Here is a 13,216-nt window from a genome sequence, read left to right on the forward strand (position 1 = left end):
CCGCTGTGGAGTGGAGCTAAGTCAATTGTTCAAAAAACACGCATGTTACTTGAGCATTTGCCTGCTCGTTACACCATTGGTCGCCACAGCCGAAGCGCTGCCGGTGGAGCCATTGCCGGTCACCACACCAGCCCCGGTGGACCTGGCGCCGCTGCAACAGGCGCTGGCGCAGTTGCCCAGCGTCTGCCCCCAGCTCGCGCCGCGTATCGACCCCAGCGCGCAAGTGCGTCTGCAAGCGTTTTACCAGCAGCAGGGCGACACGCCGCAGTGGTCGGACGATGAGCGTCGCCAAGCCCTGCACAGCCAGTTGCTGATGCTGGCCGACGACGGCCTGGATCCCACCCACTATAGCCTGCCCACCGCGGACGCCACGGCCAACGTGCTGTGCAGCGACATCGCGGTCAGTCAGCAGTACCTGCAAGCCCTGCAGGATTTGCACTACGGACGCCTGCAGCAATCGCGCTTCGAACCGCTCTGGCACTCCCAGCCGCCTGCCGTCGATCCAGACACCGCCGTGCTGGCCTTTGCCGCCACCGGCTTGCACGACCTGGCACAGGCGTTCGACCAGGCGCGGCCCAGCGCGGATTTGTATCGCAGCCTGCGTAACGCCTATTCCAGCGTGCGTCAGCAGCCGCTGCCGCAGTGGGAAGCGGTCGGTGACGGGCCGCTGTTGCGCCCCGGCATGGAAGACCCACGGGTGCCGCAACTGGCGCGTCGGCTCTACAGCGGCGGTTACCTGGCCGTCGAACCCAAGGGCAGCGCCAAGCAGTACCGCGCCGAACTGGTCGCTGCGGTCAAGGCGTTCCAGCTCAGCCACTCGTTGCAGTCCGACGGTGTGATCGGCGCTGGTACCGTGGCCGAACTCAATATCAGCCCGGCGATGCGCCGTGATCAGCTGCGCATCAACCTTGAGCGGTTTCGCTGGCTGGCCCAGGATCTGGAGCCTGAGGGGGTGGTGGTCAACGTTGCCGCCGCGCAATTGAGCGTGTATCAGAGCGGCATACCGGTATGGCAGACCCGCCTGCAGGTAGGTCGCGCCGAGCGCCAGACGCCGCTGCTCAAGTCGCGCATCACGCGGTTGACCCTCAACCCGACCTGGACCATCCCACCCACCATCATGCGCGAGGACAAGCTGCCGGCCATCCGCCTCAATCCCGAGTACCTGCGCCAGCAGAACCTGCAAGTGCTCGACGCCGCAGGCCACCCGCTGACGCCGGATCAGGTCGACTGGACGCGCCCCGGCAACATTTTGCTGCGTCAGGAAGCGGGGCCGCGTAACCCGCTGGGCAAGATCGTGATGCGCTTCCCCAACCCGTATTCGGTGTACCTGCATGACACGCCGAGCCAGCCACTGTTTACCAAGGGGCCGCGAGCGTTCAGTTCGGGGTGTGTGCGCGTCGAGCAACCGTTGTTGCTGCGCGACCTGCTGGTCAGCCCGGCTGAACGCACGCGCACCGATGAACTGCTGGCTACCGGCGTGACCCATGAATTCAGGCTGGCCACGCCGGTACCGGTGCTGCTGGGGTATTGGACGGTTGAAGTGGATCGCCAGGGCAGCCTGGTGTACGCGCCGGACATCTATGCCCGCGACCCGGTATTGATCAAGGCGATGGGGAGCGTGCTGTAGAACTGAATGGCTCGGGACCAATGGGGGAGGGGGCTTGCCCTAATGCCCGTCAGTTAAGCGAAAGTGGTTCACTGTAGGAGCGAGCTTGCTCGCGAAAAACGACCAGGCAACGCGTTCATTCTGGATAAACGCGGTGGCCCTGAGTTCTTCGCGAGCAAGCTCGCTCCTACAAAAAGCTTTAACTGACTGGCATTAGGGCAAGCCCCCTCCCACAGTGGATCGGCGTGTCCTTGACTGGATTTATTCCGGCATCAGTTGCTGGCGGCATTCCAGCGCCAGCTGCGCGCCGCCCAGTTCGCTGGTGCCTACGTCCAGCTTGAAGCCGTGCAGGTTGATGATCGCTGCGACAATCGACAGGCCCAGGCCGAACCCGCCTTGCTGGTCGCTTTCATCAACCCGATAAAAGCGCTGGAACACCGAAGCGCGTTCGGCTGCCGGAATGCCCGGCCCGGAGTCGAGCACTTCGATGCGTGTGCTCCCCAGGTCATTGACCGCGCGCAGGATCACCTTGCCCTCGGGCGGAGTGAACTTGATCGAGTTGCTGAGCAGGTTGGCCAGGGCCTCGAACAACAGCGCGCGGTCGCCGGTAATCCAGGGCAGTGAATCCGGGGTCTGCAGCACCAGTTCCAGCTCGCCTTCTTCGGCCAGGGGCAGGTAGAAGTCGTGCAGTTCGCGCAGCAGCGGCAGCGGGTCCATCAGCAGAAAGCCCGAGCGACGCTGGTGGTCTTCCAGTTCGGAAATGCGCAGCAAACCGCGAAAACGCGCCATCAGCGTGTCGGTTTCAGCAATTGCGTCATCGAGCTTTACCGCGTGCGCCGAGTCTTCCTCCGCCTGTTGCTTGATGCGGTATAGCTGCGCCCGCAGGCGCGTCAGCGGGGTGCGCAAATCGTGGGCGATGTTGTCGCACACGCCCTTGACCTCGTTCATCAGCTTCTCGATGCGGTCGAGCATGCCATTGACGATGGCGGCGAGCATGTCCAGCTCATCACGCCGATTGGACAGGGGCAGGCGGTGGGTCAGGTCGCCGGCGACGATGGCTTCGGCGCTCGCCTGGATCTTGCGAATGCGCCGCAGCGGACGGCGACGCAGCAAATGCCAGCCGGCGGCGCCGGGGATGATGGTCAGCGACAGTGCCCACAACAGGGCATGCCAGATGATCCGGGTCACGCCGAACAGCGAACCGTTGGCGCGCACCAGCACCAGCCAGCGGCCGTCTTCGGTATGGGTGGCCACGGCGTCGCAGCTGTCCTTGGGCAGTTTCGGGTCGTCGGAGTCGACGCAGTTGGCCAGGGCGTGAATCTTGCCATCCAGCGGCAGGTCGGGCGGCACTGCGCGGATCGGCCCGCTCAAGGGGCGAAATTGGCCGTCGAACAGGCCGTAGGCGTCCACGCCTTTCATGTCGAACGTCATGCTGGTGGTCAGTGCGTCCACCAGTTCTTCGCCGTCGAAATGCTGGAACAGATGCTGACGCTGCATCAGCGAGTGGCGCGACAGGTCGCTGAGGTAGCCCGACACTTCGTAATACAGCACCCCCATGAGGATGCAGCTCCAGGCCACGAACAGCGAACTGTACAACGCCAGCAAACGGCTGCTGGAAGAGCGCCAGCCCTTAGAGGGGTTCAGCAATGACATATCCCGAGCCTCGTACCGTGCGAATCAGCGGCGTGAGGCCCGGTGGGTCGATTTTCTTGCGCAGGCGACCGATGTGCACGTCGATCAGGTTGGTGCCGGGGTCGAAGTGATAACCCCAGACTTCCTCGAAGATCATCATCCGCGACAGGATCTGCCCGGTGTTGCGCATCAGAAATTCCAGCAGCTTGTACTCGGTGGGCAACAGGCTCAGTGGTTGCTCGGCGCGGCTGGCTTCGCGGCTGATCAGGTTCAGTTCGAGGTCGGCCACGCGCAGCGCGGTTTCGAATTCCTTGACTGTGCTTTTACGCCGCAGCAGCACCTCGACGCGGGCGGCCATTTCGTCGGAGGCGAAGGGTTTGGTCAAGTAGTCATCGCCGCCGGCGCGCAGGCCACGCACGCGTTCATCGACGTCGGAGAGGGCGCTGATCATCAGGATCGGCGTCGAGACCCCGATAGTGCGCAGGGTGGTGACGATGGCCAGGCCATCCAGTTCAGGCAGCATGCGGTCGAGCGTGATCAGATCGTAATCACCACTCACCGCACGGACCAGGCCTTCGCGGCCATTGTCCACCCAGTCTACGTCCAGTCCATGGCTACTCAGCTCGGCGACGATCTCGCGGGCCGTTACGGCGTCATCCTCGATGGTCAAAATACGGGTCATAGGATTACCTGATGAGCGTTCACACTAGAAGTGGGGGGTATTTTGCCAAGAAGTTGCTGAATGTTTCCTAAATAAAACTTCATTTGGCAAAACCGGTACTTCCCAGCCTGGCAACAATTCAGTGTGGGAGGGGGCTTGCTCCCTATAGCGGCGGGTCAGACTACTAATACTCACTTGATACACCGCTATCGGGAGCAAGCCCCCTCCCACAGGGAATGCATAACGCCCGCTCCGTATAGGCAATTCTTGCAACTTGCATGACGTTAGGAAGTTCCATTTAGTTAACGTACTGAAATATAAGGACTTTATTTTTATTCGACGCTGGCACGCTGCCTGCACTGTCCTTTTTGAGACTTGTAACACTATTTTTCATGCCTGGAGCAAAACAACAATGATCACGTCCTCATCCACGCTGCAAGAGTCGAGCGCGCTCTCAGGGGTTTCCTGGGGCGCGATATTTGCGGGTGCCGCTGCGGCGGCGGCGTTGTCCCTGATCCTGGTGCTGCTGGGCTTCGGCCTGGGGTTTTCCGCTGTATCGCCGTGGGCTGACAGCGGCATGAGCGCCAAGGGGCTTGGCATTTCCACGATTGTCTGGCTGGCCTTCACCCAAATCGTCGCGTCCGGCCTTGGCGGTTACATTGCCGGCAGGTTGCGTGTGAAGTGGGCCAATATGCATGGCGACGAAGTGTACTTTCGCGACACCGCCCACGGCTTCCTGGCCTGGGCCGTGGCGACACTGATCACGGCGATGCTGGTGGTCGGTTCGGTCAGCAGCGTGGTCAGCGGCGGCGTAAAAGCCGGTGCCAGCGTTGCCTCGGGCGCCGCCAGCAGCATGAGTCAAGCCGCCGGCAGCGCAGCAAAGGGCGCTCACAGTGGTGATTTCGGTTACTACGTCGACAGCCTGTTCCGCGATGATCGCCCGGCAGCCGTCAGCGATGACGCCGCCCATGCCGTGGTCGGTCGCATTTTTGCCCGCACCCTGAGCAATGACGGCCAACTGGCGCCGGAAGACCGTACCTACCTGGCTCAGTTGATCAGCCAGCGCACCAACCTCAGCCAGGCCGATGCCGAAGCGCGTATCGACAAGGTGTATGGCGATGCCCGCAAAGCCATCGAAGACGCCAAGGTCAAAGCCAAGCAGGCTGCCGACACCGCTGCGAAAGTGGCTGCCTATACCTCGCTGTGGACCTTCGTTGCGCTGCTGATCGGTGCGTTCTTCGCCAGCTTCGCCGCCACCTTCGGCGGTCGCCGCCGGGATGCCGTGGTGTACGTCGAAACCGAAAACTACGTTCGTTAATTCAAGGAGAACATGATGCGCTCATTACTGCTGTGGTTCCTCGGCGTGCCGATTCCGGTGATCATCCTGATCGCGATCTTCATGCACTAAAACCCGAGCCCGGCTCGGTCCCTTGTGGGAGGGGGCTTGCTCCCGATGGCGGTATGTCAGCCAGTACATCTGGTCACTGACACACCGCTATCGGGGGCAAGCCCCCTCCCACATTTGGTTTGTGGTGAGCCCGTTTCAGTCGTCGAAACCTACTTGCTCGTGAATCTCATCCACCTTCAGCTCCAACCGATATGCCACCGCAATGAACAAGGCCTGGCACAGGCATAACGTGGCGCTCAACGAGCGGAAGGCAAACGACGAACCCTCATTGACCAGCAACACCGCGTTGGCCCGCTTGGCCAGGGGCGACAGGTTGCTGTCGGTGATGATCAGCGTTTTGGCCTGGTGATGCTGGGCGATGCGCAGGCAGTGTTGGGTCTCTTTGCCGTAAGGCGTGAAGCTGATGGCGATCACCAGGTCATTGGCGCGCACGCTGCGCATCTGCTCGCGGTAACTGCCGCCCAGGCCCGAGATCAGGTGGATGCGCTTGTTGGTGTGTTGCAGGTTGTACACCAGGTAGTCGGCCACCGCGAATGAGCGGCGCACGCCGACCACGTAGATATTGTCGGCATTGACCACCAGGTCCACGGCCTTGTCGAAGGCCACGTCGTCGAGCTCCATGCCCAGGCGTTCAATGCCTGACAACGTCGCATTGACGCACTCGCGCGCCAGGTCGCCGCCGCTGGCCTTCTGCGACTTGTTGGCGATCATGCTGCGGATGCGTTGCTGGTAGTTCTGCACCGGCGTGGTCTTGTGGGTGTACGCCTCGCGAAACAGCGCCTGCATCTCACTGAACCCACTGAAGCCGAAACGCTGGGAGAAGCGCACGATGGCCGAGGGGTGCACTTCGCATTCCCGGGCGATATCGCTGATGCGGTCAACCATGATGCGGTCGCTCTGCTGGCTCATGTAGCTGGCGATGCGCTTGAGTTGGCGTGGCAGGCTTTCGTATTCGTCGGTGATCAGCTGCAACAGGCGCTCGGCATTGATCGGAGGGCTGGCGATTGTATCTTCCAGGTTGATCTCGGGATCGGTGCGGGACATGGGCAATCCTTCTGGCGTGTTCGTCTGGTGCGCTGATGGGTGGCGCAAGTCTACAGGGTAGGCGCAAAAAAATACCTCGGCATCACGGCCCGCGTGGGCTGCTGAAACGATGCACGACGGCTGCCGCAGCATTATGCCGGCTTATTGGAAAAAATATTCCACTAAAAATAATTATGGAATAAATATTGATTGCCGCCGCCGGACGTTCTAGTCTGCTCCCCACCAAGAGCGTTTGCCGTCGTCATGGCGGCACAACGCAGGCTGATAAAAATAACAGGAGCCAGCATGGGCCAGACTCGTTTTGCCAGTGGGCGTCAATTGGATCTGATTTGCCTCGGACGCCTGGGCGTCGACCTCTATGCGCAGCAAGTGGGGGCGCGGCTTGAGGACGTGTCCAGCTTTGCCAAATACCTCGGCGGTTCCTCCGCCAATATCGCCTTCGGCACCGCGCGGCTGGGGCTCAAGTCGGCGATGCTCAGCCGTGTGGGCGACGACCACATGGGCCGCTTTCTCGTGGAGTCCCTGGCCCGTGAAGGCTGCGACGTCAGCGCGATCAAGGTCGACCCGGAGCGCCTCACCGCCCTGGTGCTGCTGGGCCTCAAGGACCGTGAAACCTTCCCGCTGGTGTTCTACCGCGAAAACTGCGCCGACATGGCCCTGCGCGCCGAAGACATCAGCGAAGCCTTCATTGCCTCCAGTAAAGCGCTGCTGATCACCGGCACGCATTTCTCCACCGATGGCGTGTACAAGGCCAGCATCCAGGCGCTGGATTACGCCGCCAGGCACAACGTCAAACGCGTGCTCGACATCGATTACCGCCCCGTACTATGGGGCCTGGCCAGCAAGGCCGATGGCGAGACCCGTTTCGTTGCCGACCAGAACGTCAGCCAGCATGTGCAGAAGATCCTGCCGCGTTTCGACCTGATCGTCGGCACCGAAGAAGAGTTCTTGATCGCCGGCGGCAGTGAGGACTTGCTCAGCGCGCTGCGTACCGTGCGCGAACTGACGCCCGCCACCCTGGTAGTCAAGCTCGGTCCGCAAGGCTGCACGGTGATCCACGGCGCCATTCCAGAACGCCTGGAAGACGGTGCGATCTACCCCGGCGTGCGCGTGGAAGTGCTCAATGTGCTGGGCGCCGGCGATGCCTTTATGTCGGGTTTTCTCAGCGGTTGGCTCAATGACGCCAGCGATGAGCGTTGCAGCCAGTTGGCCAATGCCTGTGGCGGCCTGGTGGTGTCGCGCCACGCCTGCGCACCGGCCATGCCGACACCCGCCGAGTTGGAGTACCTGTTCAACAGCCCTGTGCCGATCACCCGGCCGGACCAGGACGCGACCCTGCAACGCCTGCACCGCGTCAGCGTGCCGCGCAAAACCTGGAAGCAGCTGTTTGTGTTCGCCTTCGACCACCGCTGGCAACTGGTCGACCTGGCCCAACGCGGCGGCCAGGACCTGGCGCGCATCAGTGCGATCAAGCAATTGTTTATCCAGGCCATCGAGCGCGTGGAGCGCAAGCTGGGCGAGCAGGGCATCGAGGCCGACGTGGGCCTGCTCGCCGACCAGCGCTTCGGCCAGGATGCGCTCAATGCGGCCAGCGGTCGCGGCTGGTGGATCGCCCGCCCGGTGGAAGTACAGAACTCGCGGCCCCTGGCGTTCGAGCACGGCCGCTCGATCGGCAGCAACCTGATCGCCTGGCCTCAGGAACAGATCATCAAGTGCCTGGTGCAATTTCATCCCGATGACGAACCGCTGCTGCGCCTGGAACAGGAAGCGCAACTCAAGGCGGTGTACGAAGCCTCGATTGTCAGCGGCCATGAACTGCTGCTGGAAGTGATCCCGCCCAAGGATCACCCCTCCACCTACCCGGACGTGCTCTACCGCAGCCTCAAGCGCCTGTACAACCTGGGCATCTACCCGGCGTGGTGGAAGATCGAGGCGCAATCGGCGGAGGACTGGAAAAAGCTCGACGAACTGATCGAAGAGCGCGACCCGTACTGCCGTGGTGTGGTGCTGTTGGGCCTGAATGCTTCGGCCGAATGCCTCGCCGACGGTTTCCAGCAAGCCAGCCAGAGTACGACCTGCCGAGGGTTTGCCGTGGGCCGCACGATCTTCCAGGAACCGAGCCGCGCGTGGATGGCGGGGGAGATCGATGATGAGGTTCTGATTCAGCAGGTCCAGGCGACGTTCGAGCAGCTCATCAACGCCTGGCGCAGTGCCCGTGCCCAGTCACCGTTCTAAAAGTGAAATGCAATCGAATGTGGGAGGGGGCTTGCCCCCGATGGCTGTGTATCAGACAACACTTCTGCCACTGCACCACCGCTATCGGGGGCAAGCCCCCTCCCACATAAAGCACAAAGCAGATCCCAGTGATCTCAGGCTAAAAACAATAAAGGTGCAGCCATGCCCGCAATTCGAATTGGCATCAACCCGATCTCCTGGAGCAACGACGACCTGCCGGCCCTGGGCGGTGAAACGCCGCTGAGTACGGCCTTGAGCGAAGGCAAGGAGATCGGCTACGAAGGTTTTGAACTCAACGGCAAATTCCCCAAGGACGCCAAAGGCGTCGGCGACGTGCTGCGCCCCTACGATCTGGCACTGGTCTCCGGCTGGTATTCCAGCCGCCTGGCGCGTCGTTCGGTGGCCGAAGAAATCGACGCCATCGCCGGCCACGTCGAGTTGCTCAAGCAGAACGGCGCCACCGTGCTGGTGTATGGCGAAGTCGCCGACTCGATCCAGGGTTCGCGCATTCGCTTGATCGAACGCCCACGCTTTCACAGCGAGCAGGCGTGGCAGGCGTATGCCGACAAACTCACTGAACTGGCGCGTTTCACCCTGTCCCAGGGCGTACGCCTGGCCTACCACCACCACATGGGCGCCTATGTCGAGTCCCCCGAGGACATCGACCAGTTGATGAAACGCACCGGTCCGGAAGTCGGCCTGCTGTTCGACTCGGGCCACTGCTACATGGGCGGCGGCGAACCCCTTGAGGTGCTGCGCAAACACATCGGACGCATCTGCCACGTGCATTTCAAGGACGTGCGCAAGCCTGTGGTGCAACTGGCGCGCAACCAGATGTGGAGCTTTCCCGACTGCATCGTCAACGGCACCTTCACCGTACCCGGCGATGGCGACATCGATTTTGCAGAATTGCTCGATGTGCTGATGGCCGCCAACTATGAGGGCTGGCTGGTGGTCGAGGCCGAGCAGGACCCGGCCGTGGCGCCCAGTTATATCTATGCGAAAAAGGGCTACGACACCTTGCGTGCGTTGCTCAACGAGAGGACTTAACCATGAGCTTGCTGGTCAAGAGCAATAAACGCGGGCAAACCATGGTCGCCCTGGAAGCCGGGCGCCTGGAATACGTGGGTTTTTCCGCTTACCGCCTGAGCCTGGGCGAGACCCTGCCGGTCAGCGCCGGCGATAAAGAACTGTGCCTGGTGCTGCTCAGCGGCCGGGTGAATATCGAAGGCGAAGGTTTCGACTGGCAGAACCTGGGGGATCGCCAGTCGGTGTTCGAAGACAAATCGCCGTTTGCTGCCTACCTGCCGCCCGGCACCACCGCCCAGGTCACGGCCTTGAGCGACGTGCAGATTGCGGTGTGTGCCGCGCCCGGTGCGCCGGGTTACGAACCGCGCCTGATCCGTCCCGAACAGTGCAAGCGCAGCGTGCGCGGTAAAGGCGCCAACACCCGTTACGTGTGCGACATCCTGCCCGACAGCGAGCCGGCGCATTCGCTGCTGGTGGTGGAAGTGCGTACCCCGTCCGGGCATTCGTCGAGTTACCCGCCGCACAAGCACGACACCGATGACTTGCCGCACCAGAGCTTTTTGGAAGAGACCTACTATCACCAGATCAACCCGCCCCAGGGTTTCGTGTTCCAGCGGGTGTACACCGATGACCGCAGTATCGACCAGGCCATGGCCGTGGAAAACAGTGACCTGGTGGTGGTGCCCAAGGGCTACCACCCGGTCAGCGTGCCGTACGGCTACGAGTCGTATTACCTGAACGTGATGGCCGGGCCCAAGCGCGCCTGGCATTTCCATAACGACCCGCAGCACAGTTGGCTGCTGGACCTCTGAACGGTATTGCACGGGAGAACAACAACAATGAAGTCGCCGCTACGTTTCGCCCTTAACCGCATGGTCGCGCCCAACCTGTCCCTGCCGGACTTTATCCAGTTGGCCGCGTCGCTCAAGTGCGACGCCATCGAGATCCGCAATGACCTCAAGGACCGCCAGATCGAATACGGCACGCCCGCCAGCCGCGTGCGCGAGTTGTGCGCGGTGCACGGCATCACCGTGCTGTCGATCAACGCGCTGTACCCCTTTGACGTCTGGAACGACGAACGCCGTGCCCAGGCAATCGAGCTTGCCACCTATGCCCGCGAATGTGGCGCCCAGGGCCTGGTGATGTGCCCGTTCAATGAGCCGGGCGATACGCGCAATGAGGCCCAGCGCGCCGCCGGCTTGCGCACCGCCTTGAGCGAACTGGCGCCGATCCTGCGCGAGTACGGGATTCTTGGTTTCGTCGAGCCGCTGGGCTTCGAAGTCAGCGCGCTGCGCCGCAAGCGCGTGGCGGTTGATGCAATCAAGGCCATCGGCGGCCTGGATGTGTTTCGCGTGGTGCACGACACCTTCCATCATCACCTGGCCAGCGAGCATGAATTCTTCCCTGAGCTGACCGGGCTGGTGCATATCTCCGGCGTGGAAGAGAGTGAGGCGCCGCTCAACTCGATCCGTGACGGCCACCGCGTCCTGGTGGGCGAGGGCGATATCCTCGGCAATGCCGCGCAGATCGACACCTTGCTCAGCAGCGGCTACCGCGGCTACCTGTCGTTCGAGCCGTTTGCGACCAGCGTGCATGAGCTGGCGGATATTCGGCAGGCCCTGGGCGCAAGCATCGCCCACCTGCAAAAACGTTAAGGGGCGCAACATGACCACAACCCGACTGACCATGGCCCAGGCCCTGGTGAAGTTCCTGGATAACCAATACATCGAAGTCGATGGCGTGCAGAGCAAGTTTGTCGCCGGGGTGTTCACGATTTTCGGCCACGGCAATGTGCTGGGCCTGGGCCAGGCGCTGGAGCAGGACAGCGGCGACCTGGTGGTGCATCAGGGCCGCAACGAACAAGGCATGGCCCACGCCGCCATCGGTTTCGCCAAGCAGCACCTGCGGCGCAAGATTTACGCGTGCACCGCGTCGGTGGGGCCCGGCGCGGCGAATATGCTCACCGCTGCGGCGACGGCGACCGCCAACCGAATTCCGTTGCTGCTGTTGCCGGGCGATGTGTACGCCAGTCGCCAACCGGACCCGGTGCTGCAACAGGTCGAACAGTTCCACGACTTGAGCATCAGCACCAATGATGCGTTCCGCTCGGTGAGTAAATACTGGGACCGCATCAACCGCCCCGAGCAACTGATGACCGCCGCGATTCACGCCATGCGCGTGCTCACCGACCCTGCTGAAACCGGCGCGGTCACCCTGGCGCTGCCCCAGGATGTGCAGGCCGAGGCCTGGGATTATCCGGATTACTTCCTGCAAAAACGCGTGCACCGCATCGACCGGCGTCCGCCGACCACTGCGATGCTCGGCGATGCGCTGGCGGCGTTCAGTGGCAAGCGCAAGCCGCTGATCATCTGCGGTGGCGGCGTCAAATATTCCGGCGCGAACGCCGCGCTGCAGGCCTTTGCCGAGCGCTTCGATATTCCCTTCGCCGAAACCCAGGCGGGCAAGAGCGCGGTGGTGTCCAGCCATGCGCTGAACGTCGGTGGCATTGGCGAGACCGGCTGCCTGGCGGCCAACCTGCTGGCCCCCGAGGCGGACCTGATCATCGGTATCGGCACCCGTTATACCGACTTCACCACCTCGTCCAAATCCCTGTTCAAGCACGCCGAAGTGAAGTTTCTCAACCTCAATATCTGCCCCGGCGATGCGTTGAAACTCGACGGTGTGCAGGTGCTGGCCGATGCCAAAGCGGCCCTTGAAGCCCTGGCCGATGCCCTGGGTGATTACCGCTCCGGTTGGGGCGAACAGGTGCGCGAGGCCAAGGCGCAACTGGAGGCTGAAGTGGACCGCGTGCACCAGGTCGAGTACCTGGGCGATGATTTCGTCCCCGAAGTCGACGACCACCTGGACCGCGCGGTACTGCGCGAATTCATCGAGCTGACCGGCTCGTGCCTGACCCAGAGCCGGGTGCTGGGGGTGCTCAATGCGACACTCGCCGACGACGCAATCATTGTCGCCGCCGCCGGCAGCCTGCCCGGCGATTTGCAGCGCGCCTGGCGCAGCAAGGGCGTCAACACCTACCACGTCGAATACGGCTATTCGTGCATGGGCTACGAGATCAACGCCGCCCTTGGCGTGAAGCTGGCCGAGCCGAGCAAAGAGGTGTACGCGCTGGTCGGGGATGGCTCCTACATGATGCTGCATTCGGAGTTGGCCACCTCGATCCAGGAGCGGCGCAAGATCAACGTGGTACTGCTCGACAACATGGCGTTCGGCTGCATCAACAACCTGCAGATCGGCAACGGCATGGACAGCTTCGGCACCGAGTTCCGCTATCGCAACCCGGCGAGCGGCAAGCTCGACGGCGGCCTGGTGCCGGTGGATTTCGCCATGAGCGCGGCGGCCTATGGGTGCAAGACCTACAAGGTCAGCAGCGTGGAACAACTGGAAGCGGCGCTGGCGGATGCGCGTACCCAGACCGTGTCGACTCTGATCGATATCAAGGTGCTGCCCAAGACCATGGTCCACGGCTACCTGTCGTGGTGGCGAGTGGGAGTGGCGCAGGTGTCCACCAGCGAACGCACCAATGCCGCCGCAAAAAAACTCAATGAACACCTGGCCAAGGCCCGGCAGTACTAATAAC

Annotated in this window: 10 protein-coding genes; 7 read left to right on the forward strand and 3 right to left on the reverse strand. The window is 62.3% G+C overall.

All coding sequences use genetic code 11. The features are described from left to right. Positions 1–25: 25 nt before the first annotated feature. Positions 26–1,627 (forward strand): L,D-transpeptidase family protein, encoded by a 1,602-nt coding sequence (locus SC318_RS11590; RefSeq protein ID WP_320430902.1) that lies wholly within the window; start codon positions 26–28, stop codon positions 1,625–1,627. A gap of 240 nt (positions 1,628–1,867) precedes the next feature. On the opposite strand, the gene SC318_RS11595 is transcribed toward SC318_RS11590, so the two are convergent. Both SC318_RS11595 and SC318_RS11600 read right to left on the reverse strand, forming a co-directional pair. Beyond that, entirely contained in the window at positions 1,868–3,259 is a 1,392-nt protein-coding gene (locus SC318_RS11595; RefSeq protein ID WP_320430903.1) for a sensor histidine kinase, read from the reverse strand. Then, positions 3,237–3,920 (reverse strand): response regulator transcription factor, encoded by a 684-nt coding sequence (locus SC318_RS11600; RefSeq protein ID WP_003219726.1) that lies wholly within the window; start codon positions 3,918–3,920, stop codon positions 3,237–3,239. The genes SC318_RS11595 and SC318_RS11600 overlap by 23 nt, the downstream gene beginning before the upstream one ends. A gap of 391 nt (positions 3,921–4,311) precedes the next feature. Between SC318_RS11600 and SC318_RS11605 the strand changes: the two genes are divergently transcribed. Then, a complete protein-coding gene (locus tag SC318_RS11605) occupies positions 4,312–5,217 on the forward strand; it encodes a hypothetical protein (protein WP_124386377.1) in 906 nt (301 codons plus the stop codon). A 225-nt stretch (positions 5,218–5,442) separates the two neighbouring features. Here the strand turns inward: SC318_RS11605 and SC318_RS11610 are convergent, their stop codons facing one another. Then, positions 5,443–6,351 (reverse strand): MurR/RpiR family transcriptional regulator, encoded by a 909-nt coding sequence (locus tag SC318_RS11610; protein ID WP_306492806.1) that lies wholly within the window; start codon positions 6,349–6,351, stop codon positions 5,443–5,445. Positions 6,352–6,636: 285 nt separating this feature from the next. Between SC318_RS11610 and SC318_RS11615 the strand changes: the two genes are divergently transcribed. The 5 genes from SC318_RS11615 (at position 6,637) to iolD (ending at position 13,212) form a co-directional block, all read left to right on the forward strand. Further along, a complete protein-coding gene (locus SC318_RS11615) occupies positions 6,637–8,586 on the forward strand; it encodes a bifunctional 5-dehydro-2-deoxygluconokinase/5-dehydro-2-deoxyphosphogluconate aldolase (RefSeq protein ID WP_320430904.1) in 1,950 nt (649 codons plus the stop codon). 162 nt (positions 8,587–8,748) lie between these two features. Continuing rightward, complete coding sequence (gene iolE, locus SC318_RS11620; RefSeq protein WP_320430905.1) at positions 8,749–9,636, forward strand: myo-inosose-2 dehydratase; 888 nt, start codon at positions 8,749–8,751, stop codon at positions 9,634–9,636. A gap of 2 nt (positions 9,637–9,638) precedes the next feature. Further along, positions 9,639–10,427 (forward strand): 5-deoxy-glucuronate isomerase, encoded by a 789-nt coding sequence (iolB, locus tag SC318_RS11625; RefSeq protein ID WP_320430906.1) that lies wholly within the window; start codon positions 9,639–9,641, stop codon positions 10,425–10,427. Between the two features lie 27 nt (positions 10,428–10,454). After that, positions 10,455–11,270 (forward strand): TIM barrel protein, encoded by an 816-nt coding sequence (locus tag SC318_RS11630; RefSeq protein WP_320430907.1) that lies wholly within the window; start codon positions 10,455–10,457, stop codon positions 11,268–11,270. 10 nt (positions 11,271–11,280) lie between these two features. After that, positions 11,281–13,212 carry a 3D-(3,5/4)-trihydroxycyclohexane-1,2-dione acylhydrolase (decyclizing) gene (gene iolD / locus SC318_RS11635; RefSeq protein WP_320430908.1) on the forward strand — a complete coding sequence of 644 codons (1,932 nt, stop codon included), beginning with the start codon at positions 11,281–11,283 and terminating at the stop codon, positions 13,210–13,212. Positions 13,213–13,216: the final 4 nt, after the last annotated feature.

The organism is Pseudomonas sp. MUP55, assembly GCF_034043515.1.
Lineage (GTDB): Bacteria > Pseudomonadota > Gammaproteobacteria > Pseudomonadales > Pseudomonadaceae > Aquipseudomonas.